The organism is Enterobacter cloacae complex sp. ECL414 (assembly GCF_021869685.1).
GTDB lineage: Bacteria > Pseudomonadota > Gammaproteobacteria > Enterobacterales > Enterobacteriaceae > Enterobacter > Enterobacter kobei.
Genome location: NZ_CP091481.1, coordinates 1,514,397 through 1,532,027 on the forward strand (window position 1 = coordinate 1,514,397; position 17,631 = coordinate 1,532,027).

General features: G+C 55.0%; 20 protein-coding genes. 12 read left to right on the forward strand and 8 right to left on the reverse strand.

The annotated features are described in order from the left end of the window. Window positions 1-71: 71 nt before the first annotated feature. The 6 genes from artJ to L3068_RS07060 form a co-directional block, all read right to left on the reverse strand. Window positions 72-803 (reverse strand): arginine ABC transporter substrate-binding protein ArtJ, encoded by a 732-nt coding sequence (gene artJ, locus L3068_RS07035; RefSeq protein ID WP_014883160.1) that lies wholly within the window; start codon window positions 801-803, stop codon window positions 72-74. Between the two features lie 195 nt (window positions 804-998). Beyond that, window positions 999-1,667, reverse strand: coding sequence for an arginine ABC transporter permease ArtM (gene artM / locus L3068_RS07040; RefSeq protein WP_014883161.1), 669 nt, complete (start codon window positions 1,665-1,667; stop codon window positions 999-1,001). Continuing rightward, the gene (artQ, locus tag L3068_RS07045; protein ID WP_014883162.1) at window positions 1,667-2,383 is read right to left on the reverse strand and encodes an arginine ABC transporter permease ArtQ; all 717 of its coding nucleotides are present in this window, start codon (window positions 2,381-2,383) and stop codon (window positions 1,667-1,669) included. Before artQ ends, artM begins: the two co-directional genes overlap by 1 nt. Before the next feature lie 6 nt (window positions 2,384-2,389). Next, window positions 2,390-3,121, reverse strand: coding sequence for an arginine ABC transporter substrate-binding protein ArtI (gene artI, locus L3068_RS07050; RefSeq protein WP_008500032.1), 732 nt, complete (start codon window positions 3,119-3,121; stop codon window positions 2,390-2,392). 19 nt (window positions 3,122-3,140) lie between these two features. Further along, window positions 3,141-3,869 (reverse strand): arginine ABC transporter ATP-binding protein ArtP, encoded by a 729-nt coding sequence (gene artP, locus L3068_RS07055; protein WP_117580574.1) that lies wholly within the window; start codon window positions 3,867-3,869, stop codon window positions 3,141-3,143. Between the two features lie 226 nt (window positions 3,870-4,095). Beyond that, on the reverse strand, window positions 4,096-4,614 hold the full coding sequence (locus L3068_RS07060; protein ID WP_014883164.1) for a lipoprotein: 519 nt from the start codon (window positions 4,612-4,614) through the stop codon (window positions 4,096-4,098). Between the two features lie 97 nt (window positions 4,615-4,711). Between L3068_RS07060 and L3068_RS07065 the strand changes: the two genes are divergently transcribed. From L3068_RS07065 to L3068_RS07075, 3 genes are all read left to right on the forward strand, one after another. After that, window positions 4,712-5,035, forward strand: a complete 324-nt coding sequence (locus tag L3068_RS07065) for a heavy metal-binding domain-containing protein (RefSeq protein ID WP_023332507.1) — start codon at window positions 4,712-4,714, stop codon at window positions 5,033-5,035. Then, window positions 5,032-5,862 carry an N-acetylmuramoyl-L-alanine amidase gene (locus L3068_RS07070; RefSeq protein ID WP_236904783.1) on the forward strand — a complete coding sequence of 277 codons (831 nt, stop codon included), beginning with the start codon at window positions 5,032-5,034 and terminating at the stop codon, window positions 5,860-5,862. Before L3068_RS07065 ends, L3068_RS07070 begins: the two co-directional genes overlap by 4 nt. Window positions 5,863-6,131: 269 nt before the next feature. Further along, a complete protein-coding gene (locus tag L3068_RS07075; protein WP_014883167.1) occupies window positions 6,132-6,755 on the forward strand; it encodes a helix-turn-helix domain-containing protein in 624 nt (207 codons plus the stop codon). On the opposite strand, the gene L3068_RS07080 is transcribed toward L3068_RS07075, so the two are convergent. After that, on the reverse strand, window positions 6,756-7,394 hold the full coding sequence (locus L3068_RS07080; protein ID WP_023338191.1) for a type II secretion system protein GspB, cryptic system variant: 639 nt from the start codon (window positions 7,392-7,394) through the stop codon (window positions 6,756-6,758). It abuts the gene before it with no gap. After that, window positions 7,394-8,959, reverse strand: a complete 1,566-nt coding sequence (locus L3068_RS07085; RefSeq protein WP_117580572.1) for an ExeA family protein — start codon at window positions 8,957-8,959, stop codon at window positions 7,394-7,396. Before L3068_RS07085 ends, L3068_RS07080 begins: the two co-directional genes overlap by 1 nt. A 300-nt stretch (window positions 8,960-9,259) precedes the next feature. Here L3068_RS07085 and gspC point away from each other — a divergent pair, with 300 nt between their 5' ends. The 9 genes from gspC to gspK are packed head-to-tail and all read left to right on the forward strand — an operon-like array spanning window position 9,260 to window position 17,623. Continuing rightward, window positions 9,260-9,991 carry a type II secretion system protein GspC gene (gspC, locus tag L3068_RS07090; RefSeq protein WP_117580571.1) on the forward strand — a complete coding sequence of 244 codons (732 nt, stop codon included), beginning with the start codon at window positions 9,260-9,262 and terminating at the stop codon, window positions 9,989-9,991. A gap of 13 nt (window positions 9,992-10,004) precedes the next feature. Next, window positions 10,005-11,936, forward strand: coding sequence for a type II secretion system secretin GspD (gene gspD / locus L3068_RS07095; RefSeq protein WP_014883171.1), 1,932 nt, complete (start codon window positions 10,005-10,007; stop codon window positions 11,934-11,936). Between the two features lie 14 nt (window positions 11,937-11,950). Further along, window positions 11,951-13,429, forward strand: a complete 1,479-nt coding sequence (gene gspE, locus L3068_RS07100) for a type II secretion system ATPase GspE (RefSeq protein WP_014883172.1) — start codon at window positions 11,951-11,953, stop codon at window positions 13,427-13,429. Next, on the forward strand, window positions 13,429-14,637 hold the full coding sequence (gspF, locus tag L3068_RS07105) for a type II secretion system inner membrane protein GspF (RefSeq protein WP_014883173.1): 1,209 nt from the start codon (window positions 13,429-13,431) through the stop codon (window positions 14,635-14,637). Before gspE ends, gspF begins: the two co-directional genes overlap by 1 nt. A 3-nt stretch (window positions 14,638-14,640) precedes the next feature. Further along, complete coding sequence (gene gspG / locus L3068_RS07110) at window positions 14,641-15,090, forward strand: type II secretion system major pseudopilin GspG (RefSeq protein ID WP_014883174.1); 450 nt, start codon at window positions 14,641-14,643, stop codon at window positions 15,088-15,090. Continuing rightward, window positions 15,090-15,575, forward strand: a complete 486-nt coding sequence (gene gspH, locus L3068_RS07115) for a type II secretion system minor pseudopilin GspH (protein WP_014883175.1) — start codon at window positions 15,090-15,092, stop codon at window positions 15,573-15,575. The genes gspG and gspH overlap by 1 nt, the downstream gene beginning before the upstream one ends. Beyond that, the gene (gspI, locus tag L3068_RS07120; RefSeq protein WP_023332514.1) at window positions 15,568-15,948 is read left to right on the forward strand and encodes a type II secretion system minor pseudopilin GspI; all 381 of its coding nucleotides are present in this window, start codon (window positions 15,568-15,570) and stop codon (window positions 15,946-15,948) included. The genes gspH and gspI overlap by 8 nt, the downstream gene beginning before the upstream one ends. Beyond that, window positions 15,945-16,616, forward strand: coding sequence for a type II secretion system minor pseudopilin GspJ (gspJ, locus tag L3068_RS07125; protein WP_117580570.1), 672 nt, complete (start codon window positions 15,945-15,947; stop codon window positions 16,614-16,616). The genes gspI and gspJ overlap by 4 nt, the downstream gene beginning before the upstream one ends. Further along, window positions 16,613-17,623: a type II secretion system minor pseudopilin GspK gene (gspK, locus tag L3068_RS07130; RefSeq protein WP_117580568.1), complete on the forward strand. Its 1,011-nt coding sequence runs from the start codon at window positions 16,613-16,615 to the stop codon at window positions 17,621-17,623. The genes gspJ and gspK overlap by 4 nt, the downstream gene beginning before the upstream one ends. The last annotated feature ends 8 nt before the right edge of the window (window positions 17,624-17,631 follow it).

Genomic DNA, 17,631 nt, shown 5'->3' on the forward strand with positions numbered 1-17,631 from the left:
TGGCGCTTATCCGGCCTACAAAACCCCCCTCGTAGGCCGGGTAAGGCGAAGCCGTCACCCGGCAAAACACCTTACTGCGGGAACCACTGCTCGCTGATTTTCTGGTACGTACCGTCAGCTTTAATCGCTTTCAGCGCGCCGTTCAGTTTTGCAAGCAAGGCTTTGTTATCCGGACGTACCGCGATGCCGAGGCCGGTACCGAAGTACTGTGGATCGGTCACTTTCTCGGTCGCCGTGCCCAGCTGCGGGTTGGTTTTCAGCCATTCGTTGACCACGGCGGTATCGCCGAAGACGCCATCAATACGGCCATTTTTCAGGTCGATAATCGCATTCTGATAGCTGTCATAGGCCACGGTTTTCACTTCAGGATGTTTGTCCTGCAGGTATTTCTGGTGCGTGGTGCCGTTTTCCATGCCGATGCGTTTGCCTTTCAGCTCGTCGAAGGACTTATACGCCCCTTTCTTCGCAATCACTACCGCCGAGTTGGCGTAGTACGGGTCGGTGAACGCCACCTGCTTGCTGCGCTCTGGGGTGATGTCCATCCCGGAGATTACCGCATCGTATTTTTTGAACTTCAGCGACGGGATCAGGCTGTCAAAGGCGTGGTTGGTAAAGGTGCAGTCGGCCTGCATCTGTTTGCACAGCGCTTTCGCCAGGTCGATATCGAAACCGACGATCTGGTTGCTGGCATCCAGTGATTCAAACGGCGGATAGGTGGCGGACACGCCAAAATTGATTTTATCCGCTGCGGATGCGCCTGCGGCGAACGTTGCCAGTAATGCGGCCAGAACTAACTTTTTCATGGTAATGCTCCCGTCTGTCTTATTGATGCGCCGTGTCTGCGGCCTGGATGTACAATGCCAGTTAATGAATTTATATGCAATAAAAATGATTAAATATTATTTTTATGGCAAAAAAAAGCGGATAACCAGAAAGTTATCCGCATTGATTAATCACATTTATGCACTTCTTACCGGGTGGCGCTGCGCTTATCCGGCCTACGATCTGCGCTCAAACGCTAAAGCTTTACGCTCAATCAGGCGCATCATCAGCGTCAACAGGCCGTTCACGACCAGATACACAACGCCCGCCGCGCCGAAGACCATCACGTCATAGGTGCGTCCATACAGCAGCTGTCCGTGGCCCATCACTTCCATCAGGGTGATGGTATAGGCCAGAGAGGTACTCTTGAACACCAGCACCACTTCGTTGGAGTAAGAGGAGAGCGCACGCTTAAAGGCGTACGGCAGCAGGATCGCCAGCGTGTCTTTCTTGCTCATGCCGAGCGCCCCACAGGACTGCCATTGCCCTTCCGGGATGGCACGAATCGCGCCGTAGAACAGCTGGGTGGTATAGGCCGCGCTGTTCAGGGAAAGGGCGATCAGGGCGCACAGCCACGGCTCAGAGAGCAGATGCCAGATAACCGGATACTCCTGCAGCGACGGGAACTGTCCCGGGCCGTAGTAAATCAGGAAGATCTGCACCAGCAGCGGCGTACCGGTAAACAGGGTGATGTAGCCGCGCACAATCCATACCAGTACCGGCGTTTTCAGCGTAAGGACGATGGTGAAGATGAGCGCCAGGATCAGCGCCACGATAATGGACGCCACGGTCAGCGTCAGGCTGGTATGCAGCCCTTTCATGAGCTCCGGGAAATATTCAAGCATCAGCCTGGTCTCCGTTCAAAGCGCGTCGCCCGCAGGTCAATACGCTTGAGGATGTACTGACTGAGCAACGTGATCACCAGGTAGATCGCCGCCGCCACAATGTACCAGGTAAAGGGCTCCTGAGTACGGGTGGCGATGCTTTTGGTTTGCAGCATCAAATCGTTAACGCTGATCAGGCTCACCAGCGCGGTATCTTTCAGCAGCACCAGCCACTGGTTCCCAAGGCCCGGCAGGGCATGGCGCCACATCTGCGGCATGACCAGACGGAAGAAGATCGCGGATTTCGACATACCCAGCGCCTGACCCGACTCCCACTGCCCCTGCGGCACGGCTTTCAGCGCACCGCGCAGGGTTTGCGACGCATACGCCGAGTAGAGCAGGGAGAGGGCAATCACGCCGCACAGGAACGGGCTGACGTCGAAGTTTTCAATCTGCATCTGCACCGGGATCTGCGCAAAGCCAAGATTGACGGTGAAGCCGTCCGACAGCGTAAGCAGCAGCTGCGAGGAGCCGAAATAGATAAACAGGACCACCAGAATTTCCGGTAGTCCACGCAGCACGGTGACCAGCGCGGAGCCTGTCCAGGCGACGGGGAACCATTTCGCGGACTCCCACACCGCAAAGAACATCGCCAGCACCAGGCCGATAATCAGTGCGCAAACGGCAAGGCCGACGGTCATCCCGGCGGCGCTTGCTAAAGGAAAAATTTCATTCATCAGGAATTACTTCTGGAACCATTTTTTGTAGATGGTTTCGTAGGTGCCGTCTTTCTTCACTTTTTCCAGCGCAGCGTTGAACTTCTGCTGCAGCTCAGTGTTGCCCTGACGAACGGCAATCCCCAGACCGGTACCGAAGTAGTCCTTATCGGTCACTTTGTCGCCTACTGGCGCCAGTTTATCGTTCGCTTTCAGCCACTCGGTCACGACCGCGGTGTCGCCAAAGACGCCGTCAATACGACCATTTTGCAGGTCCAGCTTCGCGTTCTGATAGCTGTCATACGGAACGGTGGTGATTTCCGGATGCTTATCCATGATGAATTTCTGGTGCGTGGTGCCGTTCTGCACGCCCACTTTTTTGCCTTTCAGCTGATCAACAGAGGTGAATTTTCCTTTCTGACCAATGAACAGCGCCGAGTTGTCGTAGTAAGGCGTCGTAAACAGCACCTGCTTTTCACGCTCAGGGGTGATGTCCATACCGGCCATGACGGCGTCGATACGGCGGAACTTCAGGCTTGGGATCAGGCTGTCGAACGCCTGGTTGCTGAAGGTGCAGGTCGCATCGATCTCTTTACACAGGGCGTTTGCCAGGTCTACGTCGAAGCCAACAATTTTGTTGTTTGCATCAATGGACTCAAACGGAGGGTAAGACGCTTCCGTGGCAAAACGAATGGTCTGGGCTGCGGTAGCGGAAAGGGTAACGCCAGCAAGCAGCACGGCAAGTAATACTTTTTTCATTATATTTCCCCTGACACAATCAATGAGATAAATAGTTTTTGAAGGCATCGGTTTGCGGGTTAGCGAAGCAGCTCGCGTCACCTTGCTCAACGATATACCCATTTTCCATGTAGACCACACGGCTGGCGGTTTTACGCGCCACTTCCACTTCGTGGGTAACGATGACTTGCGTGATATTGGTTTCCGCCAGCTCGCGAATAATGCTGACGATCTGAGCGGTGATTTCCGGGTCCAGCGCTGCGGTCGGTTCATCAAACAGCAGAACCGCCGGTTCCATCATCAGCGCACGGGCAATCGCCACACGCTGCTGCTGACCACCCGAAAGATGCAGCGGATAACGGTCACTGTAAGGCTTAAGGCGGAGACGCTCCAGCAGCTTTTCGGCACGGCCGATGGCCTGACCCTTACTTAACCCCAGCACGCGGCACGGGGCTTCAATCAGGTTTTGCAGCACCGTCAGATGCGGCCAGAGATTGTATTGCTGGAAGACCATGCCGACGTTTTGACGCAGCTCGCGAATCGCTTTATCAGATGGCGTTTTCGCGAAATCAAAATGGTTACCGGCAATCGCCAGCGTACCTGAACGGGGCATTTCAAGCAGATTAAGGACACGCAGAAGGGAGCTTTTACCTGCACCGCTTGGGCCAAGCAAAACCAGCGTTTCGCCTTCCGGGCAGTTCAGCGTGATGTCAAACAGCGCCTGGTGTGCGCCGTAGAAGCAGTTAATGCCGTTTAGTTTAATACTCATCGGGGCAGTCTTTACTCATCCAGGCAATCTATAGCAATTGAGGCCGCAGATAGTACCGTTGACAGAATAGTTATGCAATATTTCTGCGTTAAAAGTTAAATATAACCCGTATTTCCTCTTAAACATAGCACAAAATAGCGAAGGGCAAAGGCGGCGAGTATAAATGTCGGCATTCCGTGAGAAATGCCGGACATTTTACGGGGGTAACATTTTTATAACTGATGATTTAGCGGTTCTCAATCGACTGGCGCAGCGTGCCTGCCGGGGCATGAACGCTGCCACCAATGTAGCGAACGTCGTCGACAGCCCAGCACTGACCTTCACGGATCATCAGTACCTCATCCTGCCAGGACTGGGTCCCCTGGGTCAGCTTGACGCGCAGCGGAATGTTTCGCGCATCGGTGTTGGGAATGGTAGAAGCGCTGGCCACTTCCGCACTGTCCGGCAGCGTGGTACGACTGGAGAACGGATCGGATTTAAGCAGGGTATTATGCTGCGGATCGCGGGTGGCGTCGTTGAGCAGTTTTGCCAGACCGTCGCTCAGGTAAGGGCGCAGGCCGGTGAGATCGTTGCTGCGGTGCTGAATGCGGTAATCATAGAACTGCTGCGCCACGGTGTCCGGGCCGCCGTCAATGCAGGGGCCGCTGCGGGTACCAATATCCTTAAAGGCTGGCGTGACCGTGGTGGTACAGGCGCTGAGCACCAGCGCGCAGGGCACCAAAAGTGTTAAAGCAGAGTAGCGCATGTTGATTTCCTTATTTATTAACTATCCTTTCAATCATAGCGTAACGAACCGATAATGCTGTGCCTAAGGCATTGAACGCTAAAGAAGGAGAGAAACTATGCAGTTTTCAACAACGCCAACCCTGGAAGGGCAAACAATAACCGAGTATTGCGGCGTGGTGACCGGGGAAGCAATTCTCGGTGCCAATATCTTCCGCGACTTTTTTGCTGGCATCCGTGACATCGTGGGTGGACGATCCGGTGCCTACGAAAAAGAGCTGCGTAAAGCGCGAGAAATTGCTTTTAAGGAGCTGGGTGAGCAGGCCAAGGCGCTGGGTGCGGATGCGGTAGTCGGCATTGATATCGACTACGAAACGGTCGGGAAAGATGCCAGTATGCTGATGGTGAGCGTCAGTGGAACGGCGGTGAAAACCCGTCGATGAAGCGTTCGCTCTCCACTCTCCTGCTGGCGCTGTTGCTGGCAGGATGTACCTCGGAAAAGGGCATTGTTGATAAAGGCGCGTTCGAGCTGGATACCCGCCATCAGGCGCAGGCGGCCTACCCGCGAATAAAGGTGCTGGTGATCCACTACACCGCCGATGATTTTGACACGTCGCTGGCGACCCTAACCGATAAAAACGTCAGCTCTCATTATTTGATCCCCGCAAAGCCGCCAGCACCGGACGGCAAGCCGCGTATCTGGCAACTGGTACCCGAGAGCGAACTGGCCTGGCATGCAGGTATCAGCTTCTGGCGCGGTACCAACCGAATTAATGATACGTCTGTGGGCATTGAACTTGAAAATCGTGGCTGGCAAAAGTCTGCTGGTGTAAAGCGTTTTACACCTTTCGAACCCGCGCAGATTGCGGCGCTGGTGCCACTCGCCAAAGACATCATTGCCCGCTACAACATCAGACCTGAGAACGTGGTGGCCCATTCGGACATTGCGCCGCAGCGCAAAGACGATCCTGGTCCGTTGTTCCCGTGGCGACAGCTGGCTCAGCAGGGGATAGGCGCATGGCCCGATCCCGCGCGCGTCGCATTTTATATCAACGGACGACCACGCTTTCAGGCGGTGGATACCGCAGCGTTACTCGATTTGCTTGCGCGCTACGGCTATGACGTGCCGGCCAACAGCACCCCAGCGCAGCAAAAACGTATCATCATGGTATTCCAGATGCACTTCAGGCCTGACCTGTGGAACGGCGTCGCAGATGTCGAAACGATGGCCATTGCTGAAGCGCTTTTAGAGAAATACGGGCAGGGGTAATCCTTCGGATACCCCCGAAAGCGCCAATTACTCCTGATTTACTTGAGATTAATCTTAGGTACAAACTCAATTCATTTTTAGTTAATTGACTTAAAATTATCCGCATTTAAGATAGACACATAGCTTGCTAATTAATGCAGCAGATAAATATATCGTATCCATTTTTTATTTTTCTCCTTGAGCGCATCATCAGGAAAAATATTCTAAGGCTAAGGTTTTTATGCTTTGGTCTGCATTCTAAAAATTAACATCTTAAATCGGGTATAACAATGTTAAGCATTTACGGTAAAAAGTTACGTCCACAGGACGAAATGAATAGTATTATTTCTGCAACCTCAGGTTTTGAAGAGAAAACCTTAAAGAAATGGCAGAAAATATCCACCTCTGATTCACAATATATTCATATTATCGTCAGCGGTGAAGTTGAATTCCGACGTGAATCCGACGAACTGTGTATGTTCACGGTTACCGGCCAGTGCATTTTTGGTCTCTCTTCGATGTACTACGACGCGACCCATATGTACGGCCTCGTTCGGGCCAATACCGTGGTGCGCTCAATTAAAAAAGAGACCTTCGCACAGCTTATGACGGATAACAATTTGTGGCCTCAACTGACCAAAGTTCTCTCCTGGTATATTTGTATGTTGAGCAAACGTGACGATGTTCTGGTTGCCCGCAGTGCGTATTCAGTCGTACGTGAGTTTTTATACGAGATCAATGACCTGATTGTTCATCAGCAACGCGATATTAACGTTTATGATTATATTCAGGAGTACACCAACCTGGCTCGTAGCACCATCATTAAAATTCTTTCCGATCTGAAAAAAGGTCAATATATTGTTGTGGAAAAGGGAAGACTCCTTAACCTGACAGCCTTGCCTGAAAAATATTAACTACTCCAGCCGGTCTCCTTTCTCACTCAAAGGGGACCGGGCATCCACTTTATGATTCACATCCCTCTGCGAATTATCCTGCGTTTCGTCAACCGGCGGCGCGGGAATTTTGCCTTGCGAATAATCTTGCTCTTGTTCTTTTAACGCCTGCTTAAGTAACTCGCTTATAGAAGCGTCATCATTGCCTGTGCTGGCGGAGGCGGCTTCGTGTGCTTCGGTTCCGGGTAACGTATCCCGGGAAGTATCATGGGGCACGTCACCATCAGGTGCCTGCTGCCAGTCGGCATCATCGCTGTTGATGGGCAGATCCTGCATGGCAGGAACATCCGCCTGCACCGGAGCCGGTTTTGGCTGCGGATGCGGATGGGGATGCGGGAACGGCTTGCTCACATACACATAGTGCATATCTGAAAGCTGCGTTTCCGGTTTCGCGGCGCTTGCTTTGACCGGTTCCGGCGCCGGATGGCGCAGGTTCCAGTAAACATGTGCGTACAGCCCTGCCATGATCATGGCGCACAGAGCCACCATCCCTAAAAAGGCATGGCTAACGATGTTTCTCAGACGGGGGAGGCGGTATGAAAACCAGACCGCCTCGCCGGTGGTGTAACTGCGCTGAGCCGCAAGACAGATGGTAGACATTAGGAATGCTTCTCCTGCGTGTTGGCGTCGGGTGTGGCATGCGTGGTCTGGAGCAGTACGCTCGGCGCGGTATGGGTTTCACGCATCAACTGCATCAAAGTATCTTCGCCAGGAATGCCATCCACATGCAGATGCATTTTTTGCTGGAATTCGCGGGTGCGTTTCATCATCTCCGCCGTCCAGGTCTGCGAATGGGTTTCTGGCTGGCCAAGCGCCAGGCTCAACTGCTGGTCAAGCCAGCCCATGTCTTTCGTGTCGCTGGCGGCACTGATAGCGTCTTTACCTTCCGGCGTCAGGCGGTGCAACTGGGTAAAGTTGCCGGTCGCATGCTGGTTAAACCAGCGGCGGCTTACCTGCCAGGTACGGTTATTCATCAGCAGGTCGAGTGACGTATCTCCGACGCGGGCGACCACGGCATAGTTAAGATGATCGCCGGTTTTCAGCTCGCTCACCCACGGATACCCCTCCTGTGCCAGCGCATCGGGTGAGGCATTCCCCTGTTTACACATCAGGTTCACCTTCGCGGCGTTCTGGCACAGGGCATCATCCGCCGAGGCGTCATACCCCCACATCAGGTAGAGCTGGTGCATGGCATCCGGCTGATTAACCATTTCGTTGTCGATGACCGGCACCACCGGTGCCTCAACTTTTGGCGCCTGCTGTTTCCAGCTGACGGGTACCGGGAGTTGAACCGGAAGTCTTCCGGCGATCGACGACGTTAAATACCAGCCGCAGGCGGCGAACAGCACTGAGGCAAAAAGCCCCACGGTTGCCAGGCGCTTACCGTGTTTTTTCGCCGGGAGGATCTCACCTGCCGCCAGCCGTAAATGACGCGGGCTGACCTGGGCTGCACGTTCGGTCCAGGCAGCCAGCATCGACAGATGCGACAGTTCATTCAGTTTGCTGATATTCCCTTTGGTCAGCGCATGCATTTTACGCACGCGTGCCGGGGATAACGGTGCGCTCTCGCACCCGTGTTCTTCACACTGCGCCTGTACATAGCTGAGATATTCCCGGCAGGTAAGGGGACGCAAAGTGTGGCGAGTATGCGCATATTCACGCAGTTCAGATTGCTGCATCAGAACAACGTCCCGATCCGCCGCGCCCGTCAGCACCACCGACAGGCGAAACGCCAGCTCCTGGGCACGGGTGAGTAGCATCGCCAGCACCTCGTGACAGCTCTCTTTCATCGCCTCGCAATGGCTAACGATCAGTACCTTCGCCCGGTTTTTATCCGCCTGCCACTGGTGCAGTACGGCATCCACCGCCTGAATCCGGTTCTTGTTCTCTTTGGTTCCCGGGCTGAGCTTGTACAGCAGGCTACTGGCACTCAGTTTTGGAAACGCATTAATAGCAAGCACGTCGGGGTGGGCAGATTTGAGGGCGTCACTGAACTGCCCCAGCAGAGGGGCATCGTCGGAAAAGAGCCCGATAATTCCCGCCTGTTGGGTTTTCTCCTTCAGCAGGTTGAAAACATCCTGATGATAAGGCACCAGAAAATCGCCGTTTGAGCGGACGATCTTCCGAAAGGGCGGATTTTTAAAATTAAAGTGCTTCTGATACATAACGACTTACCGTCTCTGATTGGGAATAGCAACAGGACGAGAAAGTAAAGCAACGCCAGGGTGTGGTCAATTTACACACAGGGTAAAAATATCCACTGGACGATGCCTAACATCTGGATTTTATACGGTCAATAGTTTTCTGTATGAAAGTTAGTGGCAAAGTCAGTGGTCGAATTTACAGCAGCTCATTACTATTTCCTCACATGTTAGCGCAGCACGACGCTGCTTATTTTCGCTTTGCTATAGGCCAGATGAAAAATGAGGTTCTCATTTCTGTCACGGTGGATAACCCCCTGTATTATGTTTGCGCTGTTGCTATTTTGCGGCCAACAAGGGTATCTGACGTTTAAAGATTATAAAAAAGTTACAAATAAGTTGGCTAATTCTGATGTGCAGCCGCTGAAAAAACGTCGCGAAGAAAAATCCTTCACGCTTTTCACGGCTGCTGTTCGCCAGGATAACGTCGAGATAGCGGCAAAAGCGCCGCTGGCAGCGGAGATCGAAGGTATCGTGCGCAGTGATGATGCCTGGCTCTCCTTCGCCGTCATTAAAACCCCCGGAGGGGCGAGAAACTACCGGGAGGGCGAGCCGTTGACCGGTTTTTCCGACGCGTTTGTTCAGGAAATTAATAAAGATAATGTGGTGGTTAATTATGAAGGTGCTACGCAGGTACTCGCATTAAATAAGCCGGATTATTTTAAGGGCGGCGTTGACAGCGGCCCGGTGACGAAATCGACGAAGGATGCAGGCGCGGAAAGCGTGCATCTGGATGATTATCTGGTGTTAAAGCCTCTGATCGAAAAAGGCCAGCTGGAAGGCTACAACATTAATCCAAGGAACGCCTCCGCCTTCTTCAGTCATTCAGGACTGGAAAAGGGGGATGTGGCGGTAAAAGTAAACTCTGTCGATATGACCGATGAAGCAAAGGCAAAAAATATTATTGCCAACTGGTCGAAAATGAAAGAAGCGGAGGTCGTCGTCAGACGTCACGCTCACCTTGAAAATATTCGGATTAATGTTCTAAACAATTAACAAGTGTACAGCCATGAAGAAATTTCCTTGGGCGTGCGTGGCGCTGACCGCATTGTCGTTATATTCAGGTTCGCTGTTCGCGGCGAACTTTAGCGCGAGCTTTAAAAATACCGATATTCGGGAGTTTATCGATACGGTAGGCCGCAATCTTAATAAAACCATTCTTGTCGATCCGTCCGTTCAGGGCACGGTATCCGTAAGAACCTATAACGTGCTGACGGAAGATGAGTATTACCAGTTCTTCCTGAGCGTGCTGGACCTGTACGGCCTGTCGGTGATCCCGATGGACAACGGCATGGTCAAAGTGGTGCGTTCAAGCGTCGCCCGCACCGCCGGGGCGCCGCTGGCGGACAGCAGCAACCCGGGCAAAGGGGATGAAATCATCACCCGCGTCGTGCGCATGGAAAATGTGCCAGTACGCGAGCTTGCACCGCTGTTGCGCCAGCTCAACGACGCAACCGGCATCGGTAACGTGGTTCACTTTGAGCCGTCCAACGTACTGCTGTTAACCGGTAAAGCCTCGGTGGTGAACCGCCTGGTGGATCTGGTGCAGCGCGTGGATAAAGACGGTGTTCAGCGCCGTGAAATTGTGCCGCTGCGCTTTGCCTCTGCCAAAGAGCTCTCAGACATGTTGAACAACCTCAACAACGAAGAGCAGAAAGGGCAGAACGCACCGCAGCTGGCCACGAAAGTGGTTGCGGATGACGAGACCAACAGCCTGGTGATCAGCGGCTCGGAAGCGGCGCGCACCCGCACCCGCTCTCTGATTCATGAGCTGGATCGCGAGCAGAACAACGAAGGGAATACCCGCGTGTTCTATCTCAAATACGCCAGCGCCACCAAGGTGGTGCCGGTGCTGACCGGGATTGGCGAACAGCTGAAAGACAAAGCGGGCGCGCCAAAAGCGAAAACCGCCGCCGCGTCCAGCGATCTGAATATTACCGCCGACGAGTCAACCAACTCTCTGGTGATCACCGCGCAGCCTAACGTGATGAACTCCCTGGAGAAGGTGATCGATAAGCTCGATATCCGCCGTCCGCAGGTGCTGGTGGAAGCCATCATTGCGGAAGTACAGGACGGTAACGGCATGGATCTGGGCGTGCAGTGGACCAGCAAGCACGGCGGCGTCCAGTTCGGATCCACCGGCCTGCCAATCGGGCAGGTCAAAAATGGCACGATGAAAGGGTTGTCGTATACCGGTCTGGCAACCGGCTTCTTTAACGGTGATTTTGGTGCGCTGATGACTGCGCTCTCCACCGGGTCCAAGAACGACATTCTTTCTACGCCAAGCGTGGTGACGCTGGATAACAAAGAAGCGTCGTTCAACGTCGGTCAGGATGTGCCGGTACTGTCCGGTTCGCAAACGACCAGTGGCGACAACGTCTTTAACTCCGTTGAGCGTAAGACGGTGGGGACCAAGCTGAAAATCGTGCCGCAGATTAACGACGGCGACATGATTCATCTGAAGATTGAACAGGAAGTCTCCAGCGTTGACGCTAACGCGACTGAAGACGCCAGCCTCGGCCCAACCTTCAACACCCGTACCATCAACAACGAAGTGATGGTACACAGCGGCCAGACCGTGGTGTTGGGCGGTCTGATGGAAAACGTCACCAAAGAGACCGTCTCCAAGGTGCCGCTGCTGGGCGATATTCCGCTGGTGGGCCAGCTGTTCCGCTACACCTCTGAGGATACCTCTAAACGTAACCTGATGGTGTTCATCCACACCACGGTGCTGCGCGACGACGACAACTACAGTGCGGCGTCGAAAGAGAAATATGACCAGATCCGTGCTCGCCAGCAGCAGCGCATGGAGGAGAAAAAGCTGGGCATCGTAACGAACAGCAATAACCCGGTGATGCCAGCATATCCGTCCGCGCCTTCTGCCGACGCGGTGCCGGTGAAAACCAGCGCAGCCGCAACGCGCAACCCGTTTAAACAGTAAGGCGGAGGGGCAACGTGGACGAACTGAGTAAAACCCTGTGTAGCAGCAGCTATGCAAAAGATAACGGCGTTTTATTTTACAACAATGACGTCTTTATCCGTGAAGACACCCCGGCATTTGCGCTGCTGGAAGTGCGCCGGGTGCTGGGACGCACGTTCGTCCCGGTGACTCTGACGCCAGAGGCCTTTGACGAGCTGCTGGCGAAAATCTGGCAGCAGAGCAGCGGCGTCTCTCAGCAGCTGGTGGACGATATGGACGCGGATATCGATCTGATGGCGTTAACTGAGGAGATCCCGGACAACGAGGATTTGCTCGACAACGACGAAAACTCGCCGGTGATCCGCCTGATCAACGCCATTCTTGGCGAGGCGGTCAAAGATGGCGCGTCGGATATTCATATCGAAACCTTTGAGCGCACGCTGAGCATTCGTTTTCGCGTCGACGGCGTGCTGCGCCCGGTGCTCCAGCCAGCGCGCAAGCTCGCGCCGCTGCTGGTGTCGCGCATCAAGGTGATGTCAAAACTCGACATCGCCGAGAAGCGTTTGCCGCAGGATGGACGTATCTCCCTGCGCATCGGCCGTAAGGCAATCGACGTGCGTGTATCGACCATTCCTTCGCAGTACGGCGAGCGTGTGGTGATGCGTCTGCTCGATAAAAGCAATCTGAAGCCCGACATCAACAAGCTTGGCCTGATTGATGAAGAGCTGGAAAAGTTGAAAGGGCTGATTGACCGCCCGCACGGCATCATCCTGGTCACCGGGCCGACTGGCTCCGGTAAAAGTACCACCCTGTACGCCATTCTTTCGGCGCTGAACGGTCACGAACGCAACATTCTGACCGTAGAAGACCCGATTGAATACGAACTGGAAGGGGTGGGGCAGACGCAGGTTAACCCGCGCGTGGACATGACCTTTGCCCGCGGACTGCGCGCCATTCTGCGTCAGGATCCGGATGTGGTGATGATCGGGGAAATTCGTGACGGTGAAACCGCGCAAATTGCGGTGCAGGCGTCGCTCACCGGTCACCTGGTCATGTCTACGCTGCACACCAACAGCGCCGCGGGGGCGATCACCCGTCTGCGGGATATGGGGCTGGAATCCTTTTTAATTGGTTCATCGTTGCTCGGTGTCATTGCCCAGCGTCTGGTGCGTCGGCTTTGTACGCATTGCCGGACCACCAGTCCGCTGGACGCCAATGAGAAAGCGCTTTTCAGCTTTATGGACACGCCGCCAAAAGCCATCTACCGCGCGGTGGGCTGTGAACACTGCCGCCAGAGCGGCTACCAGGGGCGCGCCGGTATTCATGAGTTTCTGGTGGTGGACAGCACCATGCGCCGCGCCATTCATGAAGATAAAGACGAAATGTCCATTGAAACGCAGCTCTTTAAGCAGGCCTACAGCCTGCGTGAGAACGGCCTGCTGAAGGTCATTAGCGGCGTGACCTCTCTCGAAGAGGTGATGCGCGTTACCGCCGAGCGTGGAGGAGATGCGTAATGGCCTTTTACGCCTGGACGGCAACGGATGCAGCGGGGAAAACCCAGCGCGGCACGCTGCAGGCTGAGGGGCAAAAGCAGGTTCGCCAGATGTTGCGCGAGCAAAAGCTGATGCCCGTCAGCATCAACGAAACCCGTGAGGCTGCGTCTGCCGGAAAAGCGAAAACCGGCGCAAAGCTCTCTACGCCGGTGCTGTCGATGTTTACCCGCCAGCTTTCCACGCTGGTCAACGCGGCGCTGCCGCTGGAGAGCGCGCTCAAAGCGATTTCCAAACAGACGGAAGACAAAAAGCTGGCGGCGATGGTGGTTGAAATTCGCGAGAAGGTGGTGGAAGGGCACACGCTGTTTGACGCCTTCAGCCAGTTTCCGCGCACCTTCGACAAACTCTACTGCACGCTGGTGATGGCCGGTGAAAAGACCGGTCACCTGGGCGACGTGCTGGAAAAGCTGGCCGAATACAACGAGCAGCGTCAGAAGATGAAAAGCAAGCTGACGCAGGCGATGGTCTACCCGATTACCCTGACGGTAGTGGCCATTGCGGTCATCAGCATTCTGCTGGTCGCGGTGGTGCCGCAGGTGATCGAACAGTTCACCCACATGAAGCAGCAACTGCCGATCACCACCCGCACGCTGATTGCAGTGAGTGATTTCCTGCAGGCTTACGGGATTTATATCGCGGGCGGCATCGGCGGGGGGATTGTCGGTTTCAAAGCCTGGGTCAGAAACGTCAAAAACCGCTTTCGCTGGCACAGCTGGCTGGTGAACGGTTCGCCGATAAAAAAACTGGTGTGCGCCATCAACAGCGCCCGATATATCCGCACCCTGAGTATTCTGCAGGCCAGTAGCGTGCCGCTGCTGGAGGGGATGTATATCGCGATGGACGGTATCGAAAACCTCTACGCCCGGCAGGTGCTGGAGCAGGCGGCGGATACCGTCCGCCAGGGGGCATCGCTGTATGCCGCACTGGAGCAGGCGAGACTCTTCCCGCCGACCATGCTGTATATGATTGCCTCCGGGGAGGAGAGCGGCGAATTAGGTAATTTAATGGACCGCGCGGCGGAAAACCAGGAATCGGGATTACAGCATCGCATTACGTTAACGCTGTCGGTATTTGAACCGGCGCTGGTGGTATCCATGGCAACGATTGTTTTATTCATCGTGCTGTCAATATTACAACCGCTTCTGCAACTTAATAATATGGTAGGTTAAATCATGGCTTTAAAACGTAAAAACCTGGCTCGCCAGGCGGGCTTCACATTGCTCGAGTTAATGGTGGTCATTGTTATTCTCGGCGTACTGGCGAGTATGGTGGTGCCCAATTTAATGGGTAATAAAGAAAAAGCGGATGCCCAAAAGGCGACCAGCGATATTGTCGCGCTCGAAGGTTCGCTGGATATGTATAAGCTGGATAACCACCGTTATCCGACAACCGAACAGGGCCTGCAGGCGCTGGTGACCAAGCCGGAAATCGCGCCAATCCCGAACGGCTACCGCGCGGATGGCTATATTCGCCGTCTGCCGCAGGACCCATGGGGTAATGATTATCTCCTCGTAAGCCCGGGTGAGCACGGTGCGGTTGACGTCTTCTCGTCCGGCCCGGACGGTGAAGCCAATACCGCCGATGATATTACGAACTGGTCTCTGGATAAGAAAGAGAAATAATGAAAAATCAACGCGGCTTTACGTTGCTGGAAATTATTCTGGCGCTGGTGATATTTGCCAGCTGCGCCATGATGGTGGTGTCAACAATACCTTCGCGCAGCGGTGCGGATATATTTGGCCAGCAATTAAAAGCCCTCGTTGATTATGGTTCAGACCGTGCGGTGATGGACGGAAATATCGTCGGGCTGGTGATCACCACGGATAACTATCAGCTGGTGACGCTCGAAGATAAAGAGGGCGAGCGTCGCTGGGTACCGTTATCCGCGGGCCGTATCACCACCAAAGGTGATTTCCCGGAGGAGATGCACGTATCGCTCTCGCCGCAGCGCCTGGCCGCAACGCTGACGTCCGATCCGCAGGTGCTTTTTTTGCCGGACGGCGAAATCAGCCGCTTCACGCTGACGCTGCAAAGCTATGACAAAGAGCACCATTTCCGCGTGGTGTCGCAAGGCGCGGCGCCCGTATCGGTAGAAAACGATGGCTAACGGTAAGAAAAAGCAAACGGGGATGACGCTGCTGGAGGTCATGGTGGCGCTGGTCATCTTCTCCACCGCCGCGCTGGCGCTGATGAACTCGGTGTCTCTGAACGTGCGTTTCACCCACGGCCTTGCCGATACGCTGCAGGCCAGCTGGGTGGCGGAAAACCAGCTGGCGGAAGTGCAACTGACTAAAAGCGACTTTCCCGATGCCGAAGAACGGGGAAGCGAAACCATGGGCGGGCGCGGCTGGACGTGGCGTAAACAGCGCATCAAAACGGCGGACAACCGCTGGGCAAACGCCATCAGCGTTTATGCGGAAGGCGACGACAGCCAGCCCGTGATATCGCTGCAGATTGTGCCGCCGGGAGAGATCAAGTGAACAAAGCCCGACGCCAGCGCGGATTTACCCTGCTGGAGATCATGATTGCGCTGACCATTTTTGCGGTGATCAGCACCCTGGCCTGGCAGATTCTGGACGGCGCGATGCGCACCAGTTCGGCAACCGACGCCAGCGCGGCGAAGCTCAATCAGCTTCAGCGCGCCTGGAGCCTGATGGAGCGCGATTTTTACCAGCTTCAGGCGCGCGCGCCGCGCAACGAGCCGGACCTGTTCCGTCAGGTCGATGATGCGCTGGAACTGACCACGCTCAACGGCGTGAGCGGTACGGTGCAACTCGAACGCGTGCGCTGGCGGCTGGAAGAGGGGCGTCTTTACCGCGATGTCTGGCCGGTCATTGACAGCCCGGCGGACGTTAAACCGGACGAAGTGCCGATCGTCAGCGAGGTGAAATCCCTGGCGTGGCGTTTTTACCGTCAGGGCTGGCAGAAAAGCTGGAGCGACCCGGCGCATCTGCCGGACGGGGTTGAGCTGACGCTGACGATGGAAAACGGTGATACCTGGCGCTGGGTCTTCACGACCCCGGGCGATCTGCCTGCGGTGGCTGCACCGGCACCGGCCACCGGGTCAGACGCCGCGCCTGCCGCCGCGCCAGAGGCAAGGACTGCGCCGCAACCCGCGCCACAACCTGCTCCGGAGGCGAAACCATGAGTGCCTTACGCAAACAGAAAGGGGTGGCGCTGCTGGTGGTGTTGATCCTGCTGGTGATGATGTCGGCCCTGGCCGCCAAAATCAGCCAGCAGTTCTGCCGCAACCTGCAGAAAACGCATTATCAGGTCAGCCAGCAGCAGCTGCGCTGGGCGATGCAGGCCCAGGAAAAAGTGGTCAAAGACCGTCTGCAGAGTGACGCCAGCGGCGAGAGCAACGCGCTGTCACCGGAAGGGGACTGGCAGCAGCCGCTGGAAACGCAGGGGGAAGATTACACGGTGGTAAGCCAGGTCGAAGATGCCCAGGACTGCTTCAACGTTAATAACCTGCTGGCAGCAGAAAAGCCTGCCCAGGGGCAAGCGCAGACTGCCGTGCCGGAAAAGCCGCGCAACGAGCGAATTGTTGAGCAGATCCTGACGCAGAGCGGGCTAAGCCAGTCCACGGCGGAAGAAGTTTACCTCCAGCTGGTGGACTACCTCGATGGCGACACGACGACGGCCAAAGAAGGCTCCGAGAGTGATGCCTGGGCAGGCGTCGTGCCTGCCCGTCAGCCGGCTAACCAGATGATGCGCACCATTGCGGAGATCAAACTGCTGCCTGCGTTCCCGGCGGCGGCATATCCGAAGGTAAGCAAACTGCTGTGCGCGTTACCGGACACCGCCAGCAAGGTGGATGTGAATACCCTGAAACCGGAGCAGGCCGCCTTACTGGCCGCCCTGTTCCCGGAGAAATTAACTGAAGATGACGCCCTTCGCCTGATTGAATCGCGTCCTGAAAGCGGCTGGGAAAACATGGAGACCTTCAGCAAAGCGCTGGAGCAAACCTTCCCGCAGCTGAAAGATGACCTTCCGCAGGTGGCAGAGCTTCTCTCAATAAATAGCCGGTATTTCCGCGTTAACTACACCGGCAATACCGATGAATTAACGCTTCGTGTGGTAAGCCAGCTTCAGGTTAATAACGAAGCCGGTGAGATCGTGACGTGGCAGCGTCGTTACCGAATGATTGAATAAGAAAAGTA